Genomic DNA, 21,569 nt, shown 5'->3' on the forward strand with positions numbered 1-21,569 from the left:
TGCGCGCTCAGACCGATCCATACGAGTAATTCGAAGCCAAAAGGCCAAAATGCTGCGAATTTTACGAAAGCTGGTGAGCGTCGGCAGCTAAAAGGTGAATTCGATCCGGTGCCAGGTTATTCGCGGCTTTGCGCCGCGCGGTGTCCACCAGGCAGCTACGAAAGAATTCTGCCGAGAGCCTGACGACCTCGTCACGCTGCTGGTCGATCGTGATCATGTGATAGCAATCGTGCAGCAACTCGACCCGAGTCGGACCGCCCAGATGACGCGCCAGGTATTCTGAATTTCTTGGACTGGTAACGTCGTCCTCCTTGGCCTGAAGGACGAGCGCTGGCGTGTGAACCGAGGAAAGTTCTGTCTTGACCAGACTGATGAACTGTCGCAACTCGCGCAGCGAGCGACCTGTCATCCCCAGATTGCCGGCTTCTTCGCTATTGCCGGATATCATGCTTGCATGAATGAATTCCCGCAGACGCTCATTCTTGATGCCGTACGGAAAATTCTCGATAAATCGGTAGCGCCCCCCAACCGGGGTGTGCAAAAACAGCGGCAGCAGAAAGGCAAGCTTGGGCACCGCCCACCCGTCATAAAACAGCGTCGTGGAATACAAGCCGAGCCCGCGAATCCTGCCCGGATGCTGTACCGACAAATGCATCGCCATAAGCGTGCCCATGGAGAGGCCCGCAACGAATACATTTTCGTGGCGTAGAGAAATCTCGCGCCACGCTTTTTCGACGCTACCGTACCAGTCCCGCCATCCCGTCCGCAGCAGATCGTCTTCGCTCCCGCAGTGACCGGCAAGCTGCATGCCGTATGCGCTGAAGCCCTCCTTTGCGAGACCCCGACCAACGGCTTGCATTTCCACGGGCGTGCCCGTAAGACCGTGAATCAGCAACACCGCTGCCTCGCCATTCCCGTAGCAAAAGCTCTTGTCCGCTATGGAAGACTTTGCGATGCTTGGAGCCAAATCGGCGGACGCGCCCGATAGGGGGGCTCTGCCGAGCCAGCCGTGGAGAAACTGCTGCCAACGGTTACCCCGTCCGTTGGGGTCGGGATACGGTTTTAGGCCATTCATTGTCGTATGTACCAGTGGGCCGCGGAAAGCGCCTAGTCGTCGATCGAGTGTAGAGTTGTTATATCAGTTGTCAGGCGGCCCGGCCTCGCGTCACCCGTTGAAACAACTGGTCGAGAAGCTGCATGGCCAGATCGATCTCCTCGTAAGTGATGTCCAGAGAAGGCGCGAGCGTAATGACATTCTTGTGATAGCCGCCTATGTCGAGCACGAGTCCGTAACGCTTGCCGCCGACGTCGAGATCGGCTTTCATCGCTTCGTCAACCATGCGATCGACGATCGCCTTGTCCGGTGTGAAGCCGTCGTCGGCGCAGATTTCTATCCGCAGAGCCATGCCCATCCCGTCGACGTCGCCGATGATCCGGTAGCGGCGTTTCAAATCGCGCAAATTTTCGAGCAGATATGCGCCTTTCTCTCGGGTTAGTGTTTCGTAGTCCGTCTCCGACATGAGCTTCAGGGTTTCGAGGGCCACGGCGGTGCCGAGCGGGTTAGACGAGAATGTCGAGTGCGTCGAACCCGGTGGAAACAGTTCTGGGTTGATGAGTTCCTCGCGTGCCCAAAGACCGGCGATCGGATTGAGGCCGTTTGTAAGCGCTTTGCCGAAAACAATTACATCCGGCTTTACGCCGAAGTTTTCAATCGCCCAGAATTTTCCGGCGCGATAGAAGCCCATTTGAATTTCGTCGTCGACGAGCAGTATCTTGCGCGCCTCCAGTATTTGCTTGAGCTTTTCAAAGTAACCCGGCGGCGGAACGACGTAACCACCCGTGCCCTGAATTGCTTCCACAAAAAAAGCAGCAAATTCCGCCGCACCCGCTTTCGCATCCCATACGCCGTAATACTCGGTGTCAAACAATCTGGCGAACTGGTCTACACAGTAAAGGCCGCAGTCTTCGCGCTTTTTCCCGTACGGGCAGCGAAAGCAGTATGGAAACGGCACAAACTGCGCGCGTTCGCCGAAATGTCCGTACCGTCTGCGGTAGCGATAAGACGAAGTAATCGCGGAAGCACCCAACGTGCGGCCGTGGTAGCCGCCTTCGAAGGCGAACATCAAGCTCTTCCCGGCGGAAGCGTTTCGAACCAACTTGAGTGCATCTTCGATCGACTGCGATCCGCCGACATTGAAGTGGACGCGGCCTTTCATGTCCCAGGTCTTTTCGACTTGCTGTGCGATCCTTTTTGCCAGATCCACCTTTTCCTTGTGGACGTACTGGCTGGCCAGTTGAGGAAGCGTATCGATTTGCTTCTTCAGGGCTGCGTTCAGTCTTGGATTCGCATAACCAAAATTGCAGGCCGAATACCACATCTGCAGATCGAGATAAGGACGATCCTCGGTGTCGTAGAGAAACGAACCCTCGCAACGCGCAAAGATCTTTGGGGGTTCCAGGTAGTGGACCGTATCGCCAAACGAGCAGTATTTGGCTTCGTCTTTTAGGACTTCCTCGTCAGGCGTCACTCGAAATCTCCGTGAAATCATTGTTAAAAACTAAGGTTGTATTTAGCGCGGCAAGTACCGGTAAGAGCTGACGCTTGACATCCAGAAACGAGGAAAAGGGCAAATAGGGAATCGCGTTCGTCGTACAGTATTCGAGCAACCGATCCTTTGCGAATACGAAGTCCGCGCGTGATGCAAGACAAACATCGGATAAACCGTCACCGATGAGAAGCGTGAAACTATCACGACGCGCTTTCTCGCCTCGAGTTGGCGCGATCGCACATTTGCAGGTACCGGCCTGGACATTGCAATCCGGCTTCGAATGCGGAAATTCCAGGCGATAGCGGTTGCCGGGGAGCGTCACCAGCGCGTTGGCCTTCACGCGCAGGTTGGAAAATTTGTTGTTCCCCAGAATGCGCTTGATGGCGTAGTCAATCCCGTCGCTCACGACATGCAAATTGATTTCATCGAATCCTTTGCACCAGTCGACAAAAGACGAGAACGACGGATCGATTTCGACCGTATCAAGATAATGATTGAGGCTCTCATAGTCCGCTTGGATAAGGGAGACTTGGCGCGCCATGCAATCGCGCGATCCTATCTGGCCGGCCAACCATTGCGCTTCAACGTCTTTCCACGACTCGTCCGCGAAGCGTTCAAGCAGGCTGTCTGTGACATCTTCTAACGCGATGGTGCCATCAAAGTCACAGATGATATTCACATCCATTTCGAGTCCGTTCGGTCCCACAACACGATGTCGAAGTCGTTCCTCCTGCCGCACGTAAAGCGACCTCTCACGGTGTGTCATCAGGTTTCTACGCTCATGGTGGTGTTACTTTTAGGATTGTAACGGACGGGCGCCTTATCGGGCCGCTATTGATGAACCAGATCGCGCTGCCTTTAATAACAAAGGCAGCGACACGCCCCCTTGGAAATCAAAAGCGAACTGCGGTAGACGCAATCGAATGAAGAATGCAGTTGCGCGGACATGCCGGTCGCACGATCGTTTTCTTATGTTTCGAATAAACTTCGTTGAACGCCGCGCTGCGTTCCACGTCTGACCAAACCAACATTTGGAGCGTTATTTTAATGGGTCCTGAGTAATATTATCTTGCTGACTGAATAGAATAATCGATATTGCTTAAGCGAAACTTAAATTCGGCAACAGGATGTTTGGCATCACCCCGGTATTCCGGACACTAACCTAAGCTCTGCCAAGCTTTCTCGAACGCGTCCGGGCTGACCAGGCCGAGCGTAGAGTGCCGACGCCGGGGATTGTAGAACCGTTCGATGTAGTCGAACACCTCGGCGCGTGCCTCATCCCGGCTGGCGTACTGCCGGCGGTTAAGCCGCTCACGCTTGAGCGTGGAGAAGAAGCTCTCGATCGCTGCGTTGTCCCAACAGTCGCCCTTTTTGCTCATGCTGCAGCTAATGCCCTGATGGGCCAGCAGGCGCTGAAAGTCTTCGCTCGTGTACTGGCTGCCCTGGTCGCAGTGATGCAGCAGCTCGGTCGGTCTTCCTCTTCGCCAAATCGCCATCATCAGTGCATCGATCACGAGTTGCGCACTCATGTTCGCATTCATCGACCAGCCCACCACCTTGCGACTGAACAGATCCAGTACCACGGCAACATAGAGCCACCCTTCTGCCATCCACAGGTAGGTAAAGTCCGCCACCCATTTGCGGTTCGGACCGACGGCCTCGAATTGCCGATCCAGGATATTGGGCGCAATGCTGTGCTCGGGCCGTAATCCTTCATCGGTGGGACGTCTGCGCCGCTTCGGGCGCGCACGCAGCAAGGCCAAGTGCATCAATCGGGCCGTCCTGCGCTTTCCGCAGTGCTCACCCCAGTCCTTCAGGTCTCGTGCCACCCGCACCGCCCCGTAGGTGCTATCGCTTGCCATGAAACTCGTGCGAATGATCCCCGTCAACCGGGCATCCTCCATTGAGCGCGCTGGGCGCCCGCACGTGCCAGTCGTAGAACCCTGCACGCGATACCTTGAGCATCCGGCACATCGTTCTCACCGGCCAGATCGGCTGATGCCCAGCGATGAAGCCATACTTCACGAGGGTTCCTTCGCGAAGTACGTCACCGCTTTTTTTAGGATGTCGCGCTCGGTGCTCACCCGCTTCAATTCCCGGCGTAACCGATCAATTTCCGCCTGCTGCTCCGTCTTGAGCCCCTTGCCCGGTGTCATCTCCCATTTGCCCGCACCAGCTTCCCGAACCCACTTGCCCAGCATTGCGGCATTGAGCCCCAGTTCCTGCGCCACTTGGGCACGCGACAATCCGGAACGCGTGGCTAGCCTTACCGCCTCACGCTTGAACTCCGCCGTGAATCTCCTTCTTTGCATTGCACACCTCACGTTATCATCTTCTCACTTATCAAAGTGTCCGATTTACCGGGGTGATGCCAATAAGAAAAACTAAATTGAGTCTGGCACGACAGACCGTTTTGCGTTGTTTCCAGAACTTGGCGTTCGGACACTGCGTGTCAGATCAAGTCGCGATACTGCAACATTCTTGGTGCGAATCCGTCGCATCTAGCTCACAAATCCGCACTTCTCTTCATTGTCCTGCGACAAATCCGGCATGGCCCATCACACAGGATGTACGCTCAACAGCCGGACTGAGACCTCTCATCGCAGTTCTTGAGCGTTCGAGACCACAGCCTGAACTCAATCGAGGTATAGGTCGCACTGTAGGTCAAGATAATTTCATCCGATTTTCACAGCGAACACGTACTGCTGCATCACGGGAGAGTAAGCAGAGAAGCGATCGCTTGGAATCATGGTGTCTTGTCGGCGGGCGAATTGCGGGAATTTATCAGTGATGGGGAGAACTGAAGCCATCGGTACGATTCTCGGGGCCGTACATCGCAGCGATCGCCGCACTTACGGTTGATCGAGCGGTGCATTCAGAATCTGGGCGCCCGCATCGTGTGCGGGTTCGGCGCGGTGAATCCGAGTTGGATGCGGTGTTTCTTACTGGGGTGGCCCGTGGAGACGATTTTTCCGACGGCGTTTGAAAAATCATAGAAGTCGCTTCAATCACTGGTTCTGGGGTCAACGGTGTTGATTTCCACGTCGAGCGGACCCGCATTTTTGTCGGCAAGAGACCCATGTCGACAACGAAGCTGGCGAGCGTACTCTGTGCTCCGAAGGTCAGACACCAAAGCCGGATGGCCTCGTGCGACACTTCCACGCCCCGCTGGAGCATCATCTCTTGGATATCGGGAAAGCTTAGGCAGAAGTCGGAAGTAAAGCCAAACCCAGCGGGCGATAGTCTCGCGCGGGACGCGGTAGCCGAGTTATATCGGAGCCCCCAAAGGGATCCATTCAGCCATTGCAGCATCTCCAACTGAAGTTGACAATACGTATCAAACGGCGATCTGAAGAAATTGCGCTCGAGAGGTCACGGCCGTGGCCGATTCAGTCGGAGTGGGCATTTTTTGTCTGTCAGGCAAGTCAGGGCTGAGAAATCTCGCGTATTCCTTGTTTCCAGTCCAGCGCGTCGAGGAGGTGGCTTGATCATGCGAACAATTGTCCTTGTCATTGCGGTCCTTGCCGCACTTTTTTGCCGGACCGCGTTCGGTGCCGCAATGGCGGTCGTCTCATCCTGTGCGCCCGGCAAGGAGCCGACCAAGCAGACGCTGGTGGGAATGCTTACCGTGCACGTGATCTGCGATCGCGTGATATTCGAGATCCCGCTCCGCGGACTCAACCGCGACATTCTCGTAAATACCGAGTTTGCGGCGCTTTCGACGGGCAGTGACTTTGTTGCGCCGGGCTCGGTTGTGGACAACCGCGTTGTCAGGCTTATCAGACTGGGCAACAAGATTTTTCTCGAGGACGTGCGCTATGAAATTCTGGCGCGGGAACAGCCCAACCTGCAGCGCGGCGTCGAGGCGGCCTCACTGCGCACCGTGATCAGGGTTTTCGACATCATCGGCGAGGGCTCTGGAGGTGAAGCACAGATCGACGTGACCAGTGTATTTACCAGCGAGGTCCCGGCAGGTTTCGCGCTCGATCTGATGCGCCACTTCCACATGCGCGCGGTCGATCCGAAACGCTCTTACGTCCAAGCGGTTACGGCTTTCCCCGGAAGCATCGACGTACGCTTCTATCAAACCTGGATGGCGGACCCGGCGGAACTGCGCGGGGCGACCGACAATGAAGATCGCCCGGCCACGCTCGGTTTCATTTTTCACGCGAGCATCCTGGCGCTGCCGCAGACGCCGATGCGCGGGCGCTATGCGGATGACCGGGTGGGTTATTTCACCGTGCCTTTTGACGACTATGGCACCGGGGAACACGGCAGGGTGCGCCGCGCGTACATCCAGCGCTACCGGCTGGAAAAAAAGGACCCATCGGCGGAAGTGTCCGAACCGGTGAAGCCGATCGTATTCTATTTGAGCCAGGAAGTTCCCGACCGGTGGCGCCCGTACATCAAGCGCGGAATCGAGGATTGGCAGAAAGTGTTCGAGAACGCGGGGTTCCGCAACGCCATCCTCGCACGGGACGCGCCGACTTCGCAGGAAGACCCGAATTGGGACCCGGAGGACGTGCGCTACAACGTGGTGCGATGGACACCGAGTGGCCGCCAGAACGCGATGGGACCGGCGGTGATCGACCCGCGCAGTGGCGAGGTGATTTCCTCGCACGCGATCTTCTGGCACGACGTGCTGCGCCTCGCCGAGACCTGGTATTTCACCCAGGTCGGGCCGCTGGACCCGCGCGCGCAGAAACTGCCATTGCCGGAAGAAATAACCGGCGAGATGCTGCGCTATATCGTTTCTCACGAAATCGGCCACGCGCTCGGCCTGCGTCACAACTTCAAGGGCCATTCGGCCTATACGGTTGCGCAACTGCGCAGCCGAGAGTGGACCGAGAAATGGGGCAACTCGGCTTCGATCATGGACTATTCGAGGCTCAACTATGTGGCCCAGCCGGAAGACAACGCCTACCTGTTGCCGAAAATCGGTCCTTACGACTATTTTGCAATCGAATGGGGATACAAGCCGTTCATGCAGATCGCGGTCGTCGATGGCAAGCGTGTCACCCAGTTCATGGGCAGCGACACCGAGTGGAGCCGGCTCGACCAATTGGCCGCGCGCCAGGTCACGGAGCCGATGCTGCGCTTCGGGGGTGAGGACGAATCGGCCGCGGTGGATCCGCAGGTCAATACCAACGTGGTAGGCAGCGATCCGATCGAGGCGGCCGACCTTGGGCTGAAGAACATCGACCGGGTGATGCCGATGCTCATTCCCGGCACGACGCAACTGGGCGGCAGCTACGCACGCATGGCCGAGATGTACGAAACGTTAATCACACAACGCCATCGAGAACTGCTGGCGGTAGCCAAACTTCCGGGCGGCGTGGAGGAGACGCGTTATCAGGCCGGGCGCGGCTCGCCGCCGCCGTTCCAAGCGGTTCCGGCGACGCGTCAGCGTGCTGCGGTGAAGTTCCTGCTCGATCGCGCCTTTCTCACGCCGGGCCCGTTGCTGGATCGTGACGTCTTGTATCGCATGGCGCCTTATGGAGGCGCCAATGCACTGCAGGGCTCCAACGTGCAGTTGCTGCGCAAACTCATCGATGCGGGGGTGTTCGAGCGCATGGCAGAAGCACGGGAGCTGGACCCCGCCACGAAGGGCTATACCGGCATCGACATGCTCTACGACCTGAATGACGGACTGTTCCGCGAACTGGGGGCGCCTGCCCCGGTCATCGAAATGTACCGCCGCAACCTGCAGCGCAATTACGTTCTGCTGTTGCTGGTGGCGGCTGGAGCCGAGAAGGATCCTCAGGCGGCCTCGAACGCGATCGACTCGCGCAACGTCGATTCCAGTCCGCTGAGCATGCAGGCACGCCATCTGTCGAGCCAGCGAGCCGCCTATTCGTCCCTTTCCGAGGTGGCGCAGCAATACCGGAAGGACGGTCATCCCAGCGAGTTTCGCGCCGCGTTGCGGCTCGGCGCGGTAGACCTGCACTCCAAGGTCGACGGGGCAATCGGCCGGGTGAAGCATCCGGCGACGCTGGCGCTGCTGCGCGAGCTCAAAGCGCAACTGGAACGCATGCCCTGAGTCGATCGCCTCGCGACAGGTGGGTCGGGCCGAGGTCCCGGCCTGCGCACGCGATCAGGTAGCCGGTCGGAAGTAAGGCTGCCGGACGAACCGCGCGGCGAGGTGCTCGTGCTTTTCACCACCGACCCTGCGCTGACCCGCGAGCGCCTGCAGCACGCCGCGCACGTGCCGGGTTCGTCGGAGATCTCCGTGCCCAGGGAAATTCTCAATGTGCGGGAGATCCCTCTTCCCGGGACGGCAAAGGTAAACTACGTCGGGCTGAAGGAAGACGCCTACCGCGCGCCAGCCGCTGCTTCCGGTGCTGGCCAGGCAGGAGAAAAACAAACCGGCCGATTTTCGCGGGCCGACCGGTACAGTATCCACGACGTGCCCTCGCGCCGAATGCACGATCATGCGGGCAATCATTCCTCGGCAACACTGCACCAACCAATCCCCGCCGAAACAGCTTCGCGGACTGGCGTGACTGCTTGTTAGAGGTGCGACAAACGCATTTGCCATGACCGACCAAGCGCCAGACTATTCCAAACTGCTCGAATGCCTTGCGGGCCGGCTGCCGGCGTTCCGGCAGGCATTGCTCGAACTGGGCAGGGCCGACCTCGAGCGAGTGGAACTGGCGGCAGGCGAGGTGCTCCTGCGCAAGGGTGAAAAGGCGAATGCGCTATACGTGCTTGTTGCCGGATCGCTTCGGGCCACGACCGTGCAGAACGATGGCCGCGAACTTACCCTGTCCGAATTCGGACCCGGCGAGATGGCTGGCGAGATGGCGATCCTGGCAGGCGGCGGCGTTTACAGCGCGACGGTCTCCGCGGCTGAACACGCCGTGCTCGTCAGGGTGCCGCGGGAGGCTTTCGAACGGATTGCCAAGTCAGCCCCGAACGCCGTCCGCGAAATGGCCGGGGGCATACGCAGACGCCTCGCCCGCGATCAGCTCGCGATCGGCCTGCCGCGGCTGTTCGGACCGCTCGACGAAACCATGCTCAAGTTTGTCGAGGAGCAGGTGGACTGGGTAAGGCTGCACGCCGGCGAAACTCTGTTCGCCGCGGGGGACAAGGGCGAGGAGCTTTATTTCGTGCTCGGCGGGCGCCTGCGGGCTGTGGCCGGCGACGGCCGGGTGCTCAGCGAAATGACCCGCGGTGAGAGCATCGGCGAGATCGCGTTACTGACCGGAGAGTCGCGCACGGCGAGTGTGGTTGCCGTGCGCGACAGCGACCTGGTGCGTGTGTCGCGGCGGGCATTCGACGAAATCGTCGCGAAGTATCCAGCGGTGATGCAGACCATCGCCCGCATCGTGGTGCAGCGCCTAAGGGCGAAGGAACAGGGAGGCGCCGCCGCAAGAACGGGAAAGTGCATCGCGGTGCTCGCGGCGGGCGCCGGGAATGCGACCGTGGACTTTACCGAGCGACTGGCGAGGGCGCTCGAACGCATCGGCCCCACGCTGCATTTGTCGGCGCAGCGGCTCGACGCGCTGCTGAATCGGCCCGGAATCGCCGCAGCCGAAGATGAAGATGCGGCCGGCATCCGCCTGACGGCATGGCTCGACGAACAAGAATCGCATAACCGGTTTCTCATTTACGAAACCGATGGCACCCTCTCTCTCTGGACACGGCGTTGCCTCCGCCAGGCGGATGAAATTCTGCTGGTGGCGGACGCCGGTTCGGATCCTGTGCCCGGCACTGTAGAGAAGACCCTTCTGGCTGCCAAGGACGGCATCTCGAAAGCCCGGCAAAGCCTGGTTCTGTTGCATCCCGACGGCAGCCGTTTGCCGTCGGGGACTTCGCGTTGGTTCGCGAACCGCAATGTCCAGCGCAATTTCCACGTCCGTCTCGACACGGAAAACGATTTCAGGCGCGTGGCGCGCTGCCTGGGGGATGCCGCAATCGGACTCGTTCTCGGCGGCGGCGGCGCGCGCGGCTTGGCGCATATCGGCGTGGTTCGCGCGCTGCGCGAAGCAGGAGTGCCGATCGACATGATCGGCGGCACCAGCGTGGGGGCGGTCATGGCTTCGCTGGTGGCGATGGACCAGGACTGGGATCAGATGCTGGAGACCAACCGGGAGGCGTGGCTACGCAATAAACCGCACAAGGAATACTCGCTGCCGTTCATCTCGCTAATCCGCAGCCGGCGGCTCGACAGCATGGCGAGAAAAATCTGGGGCGAGATCGAGATCGAAGACCTGTGGATCAGCTTTTTCTGTGTCTCCTGCAACCTCTCCACCGCCGCCACGGTAATCCACGAGCGTGGACCCTTGTGGAAGGCCATCCGCGCCAGTGCCTCCTTGCCCGGCGTCTTCGTGCCGGTCCTGAGCGACGGCAATATCCTGGTGGATGGAGGGCTGGTCAACAACCTGCCCGGGGACGTCATGCGCGAGCGAGCCTGCAGGACGCTGATCGTGGTCGATGTCGGATCGGAGCACGAATTCACCTTCAAACTGCCTGAGTTTCCTTCGCCCTGGCAGTTTCTTCGCAGCCGTATTCTGCCGTTCGCAGCGCGAATCGAAGTCCCGAACATCGTCGACGTGCTCATCCGTACGACCGATGTCAGCAGCAGCCAGAAGACGCGCGACGTCAAGAGAAACGCCGACGTCTGCCTCCGACCCCCGATCGACGCCTACGGCGTCCTACAGTTCGAGTTGCTCGACGAGATTGCCGAGGTGGGCTATCGCTACGCTAAAGCGAAGATGGAAGAATTGCGGGGAGAGAAATCGCTGGCGGGAATGTTCCAGGCGGTGTAAGGACCTGTGGTCCGCAATAACTCGATCCGGCCGCTCCTGACAATGCCGCGCTAGGGAGGACTAATTCCTTTGCAGCGATTCCGCCGTTCGATTCGCTAGACAGCGTCTGGCGAATCGTAGCGACCGTACTCGAACAGCCGCGCACGGAGTGCCCCGCGTTTTTTTTGCGCCCCGATTCACGGTGTAGGCCACCGTATAGGTCGGGACGATTCCTGTCGATTTTCATAGCGAAAACGTACTGCTGTATCATCGGCGTATGGGCGGGACCGCTGGGCACTTCAGGTTTCATGTCGTCGCCATTATACGTATCGTCTCTTGGTCGAACCCCGGAATTCGGGATCCGGCCGTTGAATTCACATCGGAGGCGTAAGGCCGTTGCGTCCGATCAACAGACGCCTGACTGTAAACTGGTCGTCGCTTACATCGGCAACGATGAACACTTTGGCGCCCGGCACGATCAGGGCGCGATCGCCGGGCCGGAAGGTGACGATCGGCACACCATCGGGAACGATTACCGTTTTTTCGCCTTCCTTGTAACGTAATGTCAGCGTGCGGCCATTCGGTGAACGCGCAAGGTCAGCTACCGTGGCATTGGTCATGGAACTTTCCGGCTTGAGATCCCATGGGTAATGGCCTTCGCCGGTACCGCGTGCAGCTTCCGGGAATACGACGACTTCGAGCGACTCGAGCTTGCCGTCAGCGCGTGGCAGCGCCGCCGTGCCAATAAATGAGCCGGGCTGGATCGACGTGATGTCGGTCGGTATGACTTCCACCACGCCGGTTTCGTCGGGCACCGTCAGGGAAATGACCTTGCCGCTGCGTTCCTTGATGACGAGTGTCGGTGCGGCGTAACTTTCCACCGTGGCGCGCAGGCGCACGGGTGGAGAACCTTGCGCCGCGGCTACGCCGCAGGCGAGCGCAAGCAACACAATCAGACAGCGTTTCATTAATCGATTAGCCTTTCATTTTCGCAGTGACATGCGACTGGATGACTTGCAGAAGTTGCGCAAAGACCTTCGGGCTGCCTGCAACGATATGACCGCGTTCCATGAATTTGTCGTTGCCTTCGAAATCGGTGACCAGTCCGCCGGCCTCGGTAACCAAGAGCACGCCGGCTGCCATATCCCACGGAGACAGCCCGATTTCCCAAAAGCCGTCGTAGCGTCCGGCTGCAACCGCGGCGAGGTCGAGCGCGGCCGCACCCGGGCGACGCACGCCTGCGCACTTGGTCATGATCTCCTTGAGCATCGCGTTGTACGCGTCCAAGTGCTCGAACATCCGGAACGGAAAGCCGGTGCCGATCAGTCCATCTATCAGTTTGTTGCGCTTCGAAACGCGCAGCCGCTTGTCGTTCAGGAAAGCGCCGCGGCCGCGAGAGGCGGTGTACAGATCGTTGCGGGTTGGATCGAAAATGACGCCGTGCGTCGGTATGCCTTTGTGGAACAGTCCGATGGATACGCAGTATTGGGGAAAGCCGTGCAGAAAATTGGTGGTGCCGTCGAGAGGATCGATGATCCAGACATATTCCGATTCGCCGGAAGCACCGCTTTCCTCTGCTAGAATCGCGTGCTCCGGGTAGGCGCTTTTGATTACGTCGATGATCGCGTCTTCCGCTGTGCGGTCGACTTCGGAGACCAGATCGTTGAGGCTCTTGTGCTTAATAGTCAGTACGTCGAGGTTCTCCGAGGCGCGGCTGATGATGCTGCCGGCACGGCGAGCGGCTTTCACCGCGATGTTGAGCATCGGATGCATGAGGATGGAGTGGTGATAAAGAACGAAGGCGCCATTCTAAAGATTCCGTCGATTCTGTTCCAATGAATAAACCTTCCGCGCTCGGGCGGATTCGAATTATCCTGTCCCACACTACGCACCCAGGCAATATTGGCGCAGCAGCGCGCGCGATGAAGACCATGGGTCTTTCGCGACTGGTTCTGGTCAAGCCGGAGCATTTCCCCCATCCGGATGCCGAAACTTTTGCCACCGGCGCAACAGATTTGCTCGAGAACGCATTCGTCTGCGACAGCCTGAATGAAGCGCTCGCGGGAACGGTGCTGGCGGTAGCCGCGACCGCTCGTCATCGCGACCTCGCTCATGAGGTTGTGGATTGCCGCGAAGCCTGTCGCCGTCTGGTGGAAGAGGCCGCCAGCGGCGAGGTGGCTCTGGTATTCGGTACCGAGCGCTCTGGACTCACTGCCAGCGAAGTCAGTCGATGCCAGTCGATCGCCATGATTCCCACCAACTGGGAATATTCCTCACTTAATCTCGCGCAAGCGGTTCAGGTGTTTGCCTATGAATTGCGCATGAGCGCGGTCGGCGAGCAGATGTATTCGCAACACCCTTCCGAACTGGCCACTCACGACGAAGCCGAAGGTTTCTACCGGCAACTTGAAGACACCTTCTATTCAACCGGTTTTCTCGATCCCAAAGAGCCCAAGCGCCTGATGCAGCGTATGCGCAGGATGTTCGCCCGCGCTCGCATCGAGAAAAAGGAAGTGAACATCCTTCGCGGCTTTCTCAGCGCCATCAAGTCCAAAGTTGAGTAAAATAGTCATATTCCAACCCACAGTAATAAAAGGGTTTTTATGTTCGACAGAGTCAGGGAAGAGATACGCGTTGTTTTCGATCGGGATCCGGCTGCGCGCTCGACCTGGGAGGTTATCACCTGTTATCCCGGTTTTCACGCGATGCTGTTTCACCGGCTCTCGCACCGCTTGTGGGGCTGGGACCTGAAATGGCTGGCGCGCTTCGTGTCCCACATCGGTCGCTGGCTGACAGGTATAGAGATTCATCCCGGTGCCATGATCGGCCGGCGCTTTTTCATCGACCATGGCATGGGCGTCGTGATCGGCGAAACCGCTCTGATCGGTGACGATTGCACGCTGTATCACGGCGTCACCTTGGGCGGAACCTCATGGAACAAGGGTAAGCGTCATCCAACGCTGGGCGACGGTGTGGTAGTCGGAGCGGGCGCCAAGATTCTGGGCCCGATTACCATTGGTCGAGGGGCCAAAATTGGCTCCAACGCAGTCGTCGTGAAGGATGTACCGGAATGCGCCACTGCAGTGGGCATCCCGGCACGTATTCTCGATGATGAGACGAAGAATGCCCGCGAGGAAAGTGCAGCAAAAATGGGCTTCTCGGCTTATGGCATTGGTGCGGATGCAAATGACCCCATGGTGAAGGCGATACACGGCCTTATCGACCATACCGTCTTGGCCGACCTGCGCATCGAATACATCCTCGAACAACTCTCCCGCATGGGCGTCAAAGTTGAAGATGCCCGCGCCACCGCCGACAAGTTCGATCCGACCTACCTCAATCGTATAGTTGACTAATATACTCAGGTTTTGCTAAACTTGAGCGCATTAGTAGGATTTCTACTCCATTGTAATTATTAATTTTTTAGCAGAGGCGACCATGAGATTGACGACGAAGGGACGCTTTGCGGTGACGGCCATGATCGATTTGGCATTGAACAACGCATCAGGCCCGGTAACGCTCGCGGATATCAGCGAGCGCCAGAAAATATCGCTGTCGTATCTTGAGCAGTTGTTCGGAAAACTGCGTCGCAGGTCGCTGGTGACCAGTGTTCGTGGTCCCGGTGGCGGTTACAACCTGGCCAATCCAACGGACCAGGTATCGGTTGCCGACATCATCATTGCGGTGGATGAACCGATCGATGCGACGCAGTGCGGCGGCAAGGAAAACTGTAAGGACGACAAGAAATGCATCACTCACGACCTGTGGACGGACTTGAACAAGCACATCTTTGAATATTTGCGTGCGGTCAAGCTCTCCGAACTGGTTGCGAAACAACTAAAAATATCCAGCGACGTGGCGGTAATGCAAATACACGACAATCGGCCGAACGCTGCAAAGGCGAAGGAGCCGGCGGCTGCGTGAGGAACGGCGCGATGCAGGCCTACTTCGACCATAACGCGACGACGCCGCTCGACGAGGGTGTGTTGGCGGCGATGCTGCCTTACCTCAAGCAGGAGTATGGCAATGCATCCAGCCGCCACGATTTCGGCACGCGTGCGCGCCGGGCGGTAAACAAGGCACGCGAGCAAGTCGCCGGCATCGTAAATGTACAGCCCGTGCAAGTGGTATTCGTTTCAGGTGGTACCGAGGCGAACAACTTGTTTATTCGCGGCGCGGCGGCCTATTTGAAACCCGGTCAGGTTGTCGTCAGTGCAATCGAGCATCCCTGTGTAGCCAAGCCGGCGCAGGATCTTGTGCGCCAGGGCTGGAAGTTGCGAAAGCTTGCGGTTGACAGCCAAGGTCGGGTCGATATCGCGGATGCAGAGGTTGCCTTGCACGAGCCGATTGCGCTGGTTTCAGTCATGTTGGCGAACAACGAAACCGGCGTCATCCAGCCCGTTTCGGAAATCGCCGCAATGGTCCGGGAAAAACGCGCCTGGATGCATACCGATGCGGTACAGGCGTTGGGCAAAATCGCAGTGGATTTCGAGGCGCTCGGCGTACACGCCATGACCCTTTCGGCGCACAAGATTTACGGACCGAAAGGCATCGGTGCCCTGATCGTGGACAAGCGGCTGGAGTTGAAACCGATCATTCATGGTGGCGGTCACGAGGGCGGAATGCGTTCCGGCACTGAAAACGTGCCGGCGATCGTGGGCTTCGGTACTGCCTGCGAACTGGCGGCCCAGCGCATGGAAGCCGTTGCGCAACGTACGCGCAATCTCAGAGACCGCGCTGAAAAAGGTGCAGCGGCGCTGGGTGCGGAAATTTTCGGACCTGGCGCAGAGCGCATCTCGAACACCACGTACTTTGCTTTTCCGGACATCGACGGCGAGACGCTGGTGATCGAACTGGACAAAGCGGGATTCGCGGTCGCGAGCGGCGCAGCCTGTTCCAGTACCAGTACGGAACCGAGCGCGACGCTGCTGGCAATGGGTGTCAGGCCGGAACTTGCGCGCGGCGCGGTGCGGGTCAGTTTCGGGGCGCAGAACACTGCAAGTGAAGTCGAGGATTTTTTACAGGCACTGGGCGCGACGGTGTCCAGACTGCGGCGTTTGACGGCAATCGCCGTTTGACGCGATTGAGAATGACAGTCAGGAGCTTAGGAGCAAACGCAGATGGCGATTACGGTAACTGAAAGCGCGGCAAAACACATTCGCAGCGCACTCGCGAAGAGAGGCGGCGTCGCTCTTCGTTTTGGCATCAAGACAGTCGGCTGCTCTGGTCTGGCGTACACCTTCGATTTCGCTCAGGAGGTCGGCGCCAATGACCAGTCGTTTGAAACCCGCAATGTCACGGTAGTAGTGGACAGGAAAAGCCTGGAGTTCGTGGACGGATCGGTGCTCGACTACGCACGAGAAGGATTGAACGAATCCTTCAAAGTCGAAAATCCGAAGGCTACGGCGATGTGCGGCTGCGGCGAAAGTTTTACCGTCGCCAAAGGCTGATTCGCATCAGGAGCAGCAAGTGAGCGCAGTCATCCAGAATCTGGTCAATCAACCCTATAAGCACGGGTTCGTCACTGACATCGAATCAGACGTCGTTGCCAAAGGATTGGGCGAGGATGTCATCCGGCTGATTTCCGCCAAGAAAGACGAGCCCGAGTGGCTGCTCGAGTTCAGGTTGAAGGCCTATCGGCACTGGCTGACGATGACCGAACCGGCCTGGCCGAACGTCAAGTATCCGAAGATCGACTTCCAGGACATCAGTTATTTCTCGGCCCCGAAGCCGAAAAAGAAGCTCGCCTCCATGGACGAAGTGGATCCGGAGCTGTTGCGCACCTTCGAGAAGCTGGGTGTGCCGATGAACGAACGGCACGCACTGGCCGGCGTGGCGGTAGACGTGATTTTCGACAGCGTCTCGGTTGCCACGACTTACAAGAAGAAACTCGCCGAAGTCGGCGTCATCTTCTGCTCGTTCTCGGAGGCGGTGAAAGATCATCCCGAGCTGGTGCGCCAGTATCTTGGCAGCGTAGTTCCGGCCGGCGACAACTTCTATGCTGCCCTCAACTCCGCAGTGTTTACCGACGGCTCGTTCTGTTTTATCCCCAAGGGCGTGCGCTGCCCGATGGAGTTGTCGACTTATTTCCGCATCAACACCCAGGAATCGGGTCAGTTCGAGCGCACGCTGATCGTCGCCGAGGAAGGGGCCCACGTGTCCTACCTGGAGGGCTGTACGGCGCCAAAGTTCGATACAAACCAGCTGCATGCGGCAGTGGTGGAACTGGTGACGCTGGATAACGCCGAGATCAAGTACTCGACAGTGCAGAACTGGTACGCCGGCGACGAGAATGGCAGGGGCGGCATTTACAATTTCGTCACAAAGCGCGGTTTGTGCAAAGGCGTCAATTCGAAAATTTCCTGGACCCAGGTCGAAACCGGATCAGCGATCACCTGGAAGTATCCGTCCTGTATTTTGCAGGGCGACAACTCGGTCGGCGAGTTCTACTCGGTCGCACTGACCAATCATCATCAGCAGGCGGATACCGGTACCAAGATGATCCATATCGGCAGGAATACGCGCAGCAAGATCATTTCCAAGGGCATCTCCGCCGGTGTCTCGAACAACAGCTACCGCGGCCTGGTGAAGATCGGCGCGAAAGCGGAAGGTGCCCGCAACTTCTCGCAATGCGATTCCATGCTGATCGGCGACAAGTGCGGCGCGAATACTTTTCCCTACATTCAGGTCAACAACAATACCGCGAAGGTCGAGCATGAAGCATCGACGTCGAAGATCGGGGAGGATCAGTTGTTTTATTTCGCCAGCCGTGGCATTGGCGCCGAGGATGCGGTCTCGATGATCATCAACGGCTTCGTGCAGGACGTGTTCGTGCAGTTGCCGATGGAATTCGCGGTCGAGGCGACCAAGCTGCTCGGTCTCAAACTGGAAGGAAGCGTCGGATGATCAGGAAAAACGCCCCGGTCCTGCTGGAGGTTCGCGATCTCACTGCGAAGATCGAAGAGCGGACCATCCTCAAGGGTATCAATTTCACGGTGCGCGCGGGTGAAGTGCACGCGATCATGGGGCCGAACGGCTCGGGAAAAAGCACATTCGCCAAGGTGTTGTCCGGCCATCCGTCTTATCACGTCACCGGGGGCGAGGTGCTGTTCGAAGGAAGGAACCTGCTCGAACTCACGCCGGAAGATCGCGCCCGCGCGGGTGTGTTTCTCGGTTTCCAGTATCCGGTCGAAGTGCCGGGTGTGACCAATAGTTCGTTTCTGCGGCTGGCGTACAACACCGTTCAGGGCGCCCGTGGAGCAGAAGAACTCGATCCGCTGGAGTTCGACGATCTCGTCCGCGGGAAGATGAAGTTGCTTGAAATGGACGCTGCCTTCCTCGACCGTAGTGTCAATGCCGGTTTTTCCGGCGGCGAGAAGAAGCGCAACGAGATCCTGCAAATGGCGCTGCTGACACCAAAGCTCGCCATTCTCGACGAAACCGATTCCGGACTGGACATCGACGCGCTACGCGTCGTGGCGAACGGGATGAACAAGTTGCATACGCCGGATATCGGCCTCGTGCTGGTAACCCACTACCAGCGGCTGCTCAATTACATCGCACCCGATTACGTCCACGTCATGGAAGGTGGCCGCATCATCAAAACCGGCGACAAGTCCCTGGCGCTGGAACTGGAAACCCGCGGCTACGACTGGGTGGCCGCCGAGTTCAAAGGCAAGGCTGCGGCGCAATGCGTGTAGAGAATCGCAACGATTATCTGGACAACCTGCTGCACGGCCGCGCAGCGGTTGCAGACGCGGGAAGTGCCTGGTTGCGGACGTTGCGCATGCGCGCGGTCGAGCGCGCCAACGAATTGACCGTTCCGACCATTCGCGATGAGGAGTGGCGCTTTACCGACCTGTCGCCGCTCTACCGAATTTCCTTCCGACCCGCTGCGATCGCGGGGAGTATCGCGAAGACGCAAATCGAACTCTTCTCGATTCCCGAAGCTGAATCGCGGCTGGTCTTCGTGGATGGGCGCTATTCGGCTGAACTGTCACAGGTAAATTCGGCTGACGGCGTAACCGTTGCCAATCTTGCCGATGTCTCCAGGTCTGCCGAAGCCGTGGCGGAAACGCATCTGGCGAAGTTGGCCGCGATCGAGGGCGATGCTTTTGCCGCCGTCAATACCGCTTTCCTGCACGATGGCGCCCTGATTCATGTTGCGCGGGACCGTGTCGTGGACGCGCCGATCCACTTGCTATTTGTCGCCATTCGCAAGGACAGTGCGGCCTATCCTCGCGTGCTCGTTGTCGCCGAAACCGGCGCGCAGTGCACTGTCGTGGAGGATTTCGTCGGCGTGGCCGATGGGGCTTACCTGACTGATGCGGTGAGCGAGTTTTACGTAGCTGAGAATGCCCGGGTTTCCCACGTCAAGCTGCAGCGCGAGACGCCAACGGCGTTCCACATCGCCAACACTTCGGTCAGGGTGGCGCACAGTGGGCACTATGCCACCTGGACAGTTGCGCTTGGTGCGCGTATTTCCCGGCACAATCTGTCTATCACGCAGGCAGGCGAAGGAACGGAATTTTCGATTGACGGACTCGCGTTGATCAGTGGACGGCAACTGGCGGACATGCACAGCAGCATCGACCATGCGCATGCGCACGGGCGCAGCCGGCAATTGCACAAGACTGTGGTCGGTGGCGGTGCGCATGCCGTGTTCAACGGCAAGATTCTGGTGCGCGAAGGCGCGCAGCAGACGGACTCCGGGCAGCAATCGCGCAACCTGCTGGTTTCCGACAAGGCGCACGTCGATACCAAGCCGCAGTTGGAGATCTTCGCCGACGACGTCAAATGTGCGCATGGCGCCACAGTCGGCCAGATAGAAGCCGATGAGTTGTTCTATCTCAAGAGCCGCGGCCTGTCCGATACGGCGGCCCGCAACCTGCTGACTTATGCGTTTGCCGCGCAGGTCATCGAACGCATCCCGGTGAAGTCCCTGGTAGACCAGTTGGAAAAGACCGTCCTTGAACAGACGCAGACGAGAGAGCCAGCATGACCTCCAGCAGTTCCGTTCTTCAGGCAGTCCAGCCGACCGGTGCACTCGATGTCGAGCGCATACGTGCCGATTTTCCGATACTGAATCTCAAGGTGAACGGCAAGCCGCTGGTGTACCTGGACAACGCGGCCAGCAGCCAGATGCCCCAGCAGGTGATAGACCGCCTGGTGCGCTACCAGACTGCGGAACATGCCAACATCCATCGCGGCGTGCACTATCTGTCGGAAACCGCGACAGCGGCCTACGAGGGGGCGCGCGGCAAGATCCAGCGCTTCATCAATGCCAAGGAAGCCCGCGAAGTCATCTATACGCGCGGTACCACCGACTCGCTGAATCTGGTGATGCACGGATACGGGCGGGCGTTCATCGGGGCGGGCGACGAAATCATCGTTTCCCAGCTCGAACACCATTCCAATATCGTGCCGTGGCAGATGCTGTGCGAGGAGAAGGGCGCGAAACTGCGGGTGATTCTTTGCAACGACGCAGGCGAACTGTTGCTCGACGACTATCGGAAGCTCTTCAACAGCCATACCAAGCTCGTTGCCATTGCTCACGTGTCCAATGCCCTAGGCACGATCAATCCGGTCAAGGAGATGATCGCAACCGCGCATCAGCACGGCGTGCCTGTTTTGGTCGATGGCGCCCAGGGAGTTCCGCATATGAAGGTGGATGTGCAGGATCTCGATTGCGACTTTTATGCTTTTTCCGCTCACAAGATGTGCGGGCCGACCGGTATCGGCGTCCTTTACGGGAAAGCAGGCCTGCTCGAGAAAATGAGGCCGTTCGAAGGTGGTGGCGACATGATCCTGTCGGTCACTTTCGAAAAGACGACCTATAACGTGATCCCGCACAAGTTCGAGGCCGGAACGCCACCGATCGCCGCCGGGATCGGCTTGGGCGCGACGATCGACTACCTGGAAAGCGTGGGCATGGATCGGATCGCGGCGCATGAGCATGATCTGATCACCTACGCGACGGACGCATTCAGGAAACTGAAGGATGTGCGTATCGTCGGTACGGCCCAGGACAAAGCGGGCGTCCTGTCATTCACCGTGAAAGGCGTGCATCCGCATGACGTCGGCACCATCCTCAATGAGGAAGGCGTCGCGGTCCGCACCGGACATCATTGCGCGCAGCCGGTCATGCAACGCTTCGGTATCCCGGCAACCGCGCGTGCATCCTTCTATCTTTACAACACCTTGTCGGAAGTGGATGCACTGGTGGCGAGCATCCACAAGGTGCAGAAAATATTCGGCTGATCCACATCCG

Annotated in this window: 17 protein-coding genes and 1 pseudogene; 12 read left to right on the top strand and 6 right to left on the bottom strand. The window is 58.5% G+C overall.

Annotated elements, in window-relative coordinates:
- Window positions 1-61: 61 nt before the first annotated feature.
- The 4 genes and pseudogenes from HY067_15305 to HY067_15320 form a co-directional block, all read right to left on the bottom strand.
- A complete protein-coding gene (locus tag HY067_15305; GenBank protein MBI3529322.1) occupies window positions 62-1,075 on the bottom strand; it encodes an alpha/beta fold hydrolase in 1,014 nt (337 codons plus the stop codon).
- A 70-nt stretch (window positions 1,076-1,145) separates the two neighbouring features.
- Window positions 1,146-2,549 carry an aminotransferase class III-fold pyridoxal phosphate-dependent enzyme gene (locus HY067_15310; protein MBI3529323.1) on the bottom strand — a complete coding sequence of 468 codons (1,404 nt, stop codon included), beginning with the start codon at window positions 2,547-2,549 and terminating at the stop codon, window positions 1,146-1,148.
- Window positions 2,518-3,234: an MtnX-like HAD-IB family phosphatase gene (locus HY067_15315; GenBank protein MBI3529324.1), complete on the bottom strand. Its 717-nt coding sequence runs from the start codon at window positions 3,232-3,234 to the stop codon at window positions 2,518-2,520. Before HY067_15315 ends, HY067_15310 begins: the two co-directional genes overlap by 32 nt.
- A 472-nt stretch (window positions 3,235-3,706) precedes the next feature.
- Window positions 3,707-4,861 (bottom strand): annotated as a pseudogene (locus tag HY067_15320) (IS3 family transposase).
- 1,178 nt (window positions 4,862-6,039) lie between these two features.
- Here HY067_15320 and HY067_15325 point away from each other — a divergent pair.
- The 3 genes from HY067_15325 to HY067_15335 all read left to right on the top strand — a co-directional run bounded on the left by HY067_15325 (window position 6,040) and on the right by HY067_15335 (window position 11,320).
- Window positions 6,040-8,589, top strand: a complete 2,550-nt coding sequence (locus tag HY067_15325) for a zinc-dependent metalloprotease (GenBank protein MBI3529325.1) — start codon at window positions 6,040-6,042, stop codon at window positions 8,587-8,589.
- A 108-nt stretch (window positions 8,590-8,697) separates the two neighbouring features.
- Window positions 8,698-9,063, top strand: coding sequence for a hypothetical protein (locus HY067_15330; GenBank protein ID MBI3529326.1), 366 nt, complete (start codon window positions 8,698-8,700; stop codon window positions 9,061-9,063).
- 22 nt (window positions 9,064-9,085) lie between these two features.
- Window positions 9,086-11,320 carry a cyclic nucleotide-binding domain-containing protein gene (locus HY067_15335; GenBank protein MBI3529327.1) on the top strand — a complete coding sequence of 745 codons (2,235 nt, stop codon included), beginning with the start codon at window positions 9,086-9,088 and terminating at the stop codon, window positions 11,318-11,320.
- Window positions 11,321-11,673: 353 nt separating this feature from the next.
- Here HY067_15335 and HY067_15340 read toward each other — a convergent pair whose 3' ends face one another.
- A complete protein-coding gene (locus HY067_15340) occupies window positions 11,674-12,267 on the bottom strand; it encodes a hypothetical protein (protein ID MBI3529328.1) in 594 nt (197 codons plus the stop codon).
- Window positions 12,268-12,274: 7 nt separating this feature from the next.
- Window positions 12,275-13,072: an inositol monophosphatase gene (locus HY067_15345; GenBank protein MBI3529329.1), complete on the bottom strand. Its 798-nt coding sequence runs from the start codon at window positions 13,070-13,072 to the stop codon at window positions 12,275-12,277.
- A 62-nt stretch (window positions 13,073-13,134) separates the two neighbouring features.
- Here HY067_15345 and HY067_15350 point away from each other — a divergent pair, with 62 nt between their 5' ends.
- The 9 genes from HY067_15350 to HY067_15390 all read left to right on the top strand — a co-directional run bounded on the left by HY067_15350 (window position 13,135) and on the right by HY067_15390 (window position 21,559).
- A complete protein-coding gene (locus tag HY067_15350) occupies window positions 13,135-13,863 on the top strand; it encodes an RNA methyltransferase (protein ID MBI3529330.1) in 729 nt (242 codons plus the stop codon).
- 39 nt (window positions 13,864-13,902) lie between these two features.
- Window positions 13,903-14,655 (top strand): serine O-acetyltransferase, encoded by a 753-nt coding sequence (gene cysE / locus HY067_15355; GenBank protein ID MBI3529331.1) that lies wholly within the window; start codon window positions 13,903-13,905, stop codon window positions 14,653-14,655.
- A gap of 82 nt (window positions 14,656-14,737) precedes the next feature.
- Window positions 14,738-15,223: a Fe-S cluster assembly transcriptional regulator IscR gene (iscR, locus tag HY067_15360; protein MBI3529332.1), complete on the top strand. Its 486-nt coding sequence runs from the start codon at window positions 14,738-14,740 to the stop codon at window positions 15,221-15,223.
- Between the two features lie 11 nt (window positions 15,224-15,234).
- Window positions 15,235-16,377: a cysteine desulfurase gene (locus HY067_15365; protein ID MBI3529333.1), complete on the top strand. Its 1,143-nt coding sequence runs from the start codon at window positions 15,235-15,237 to the stop codon at window positions 16,375-16,377.
- A 42-nt stretch (window positions 16,378-16,419) separates the two neighbouring features.
- Window positions 16,420-16,749: an iron-sulfur cluster assembly accessory protein gene (locus HY067_15370; protein ID MBI3529334.1), complete on the top strand. Its 330-nt coding sequence runs from the start codon at window positions 16,420-16,422 to the stop codon at window positions 16,747-16,749.
- 19 nt (window positions 16,750-16,768) lie between these two features.
- On the top strand, window positions 16,769-18,205 hold the full coding sequence (gene sufB / locus HY067_15375; GenBank protein ID MBI3529335.1) for a Fe-S cluster assembly protein SufB: 1,437 nt from the start codon (window positions 16,769-16,771) through the stop codon (window positions 18,203-18,205).
- Window positions 18,202-18,999, top strand: coding sequence for a Fe-S cluster assembly ATPase SufC (sufC, locus tag HY067_15380; GenBank protein MBI3529336.1), 798 nt, complete (start codon window positions 18,202-18,204; stop codon window positions 18,997-18,999). The genes sufB and sufC overlap by 4 nt, the downstream gene beginning before the upstream one ends.
- The gene (sufD, locus tag HY067_15385) at window positions 18,990-20,300 is read left to right on the top strand and encodes a Fe-S cluster assembly protein SufD (protein MBI3529337.1); all 1,311 of its coding nucleotides are present in this window, start codon (window positions 18,990-18,992) and stop codon (window positions 20,298-20,300) included. The genes sufC and sufD overlap by 10 nt, the downstream gene beginning before the upstream one ends.
- Window positions 20,297-21,559 (top strand): cysteine desulfurase, encoded by a 1,263-nt coding sequence (locus tag HY067_15390; GenBank protein ID MBI3529338.1) that lies wholly within the window; start codon window positions 20,297-20,299, stop codon window positions 21,557-21,559. The genes sufD and HY067_15390 overlap by 4 nt, the downstream gene beginning before the upstream one ends.
- Window positions 21,560-21,569 lie beyond the last annotated feature (10 nt).

It is taken from the genome of Betaproteobacteria bacterium, assembly GCA_016194905.1.
GTDB lineage: Bacteria > Pseudomonadota > Gammaproteobacteria > Burkholderiales > JACQAP01 > JACQAP01.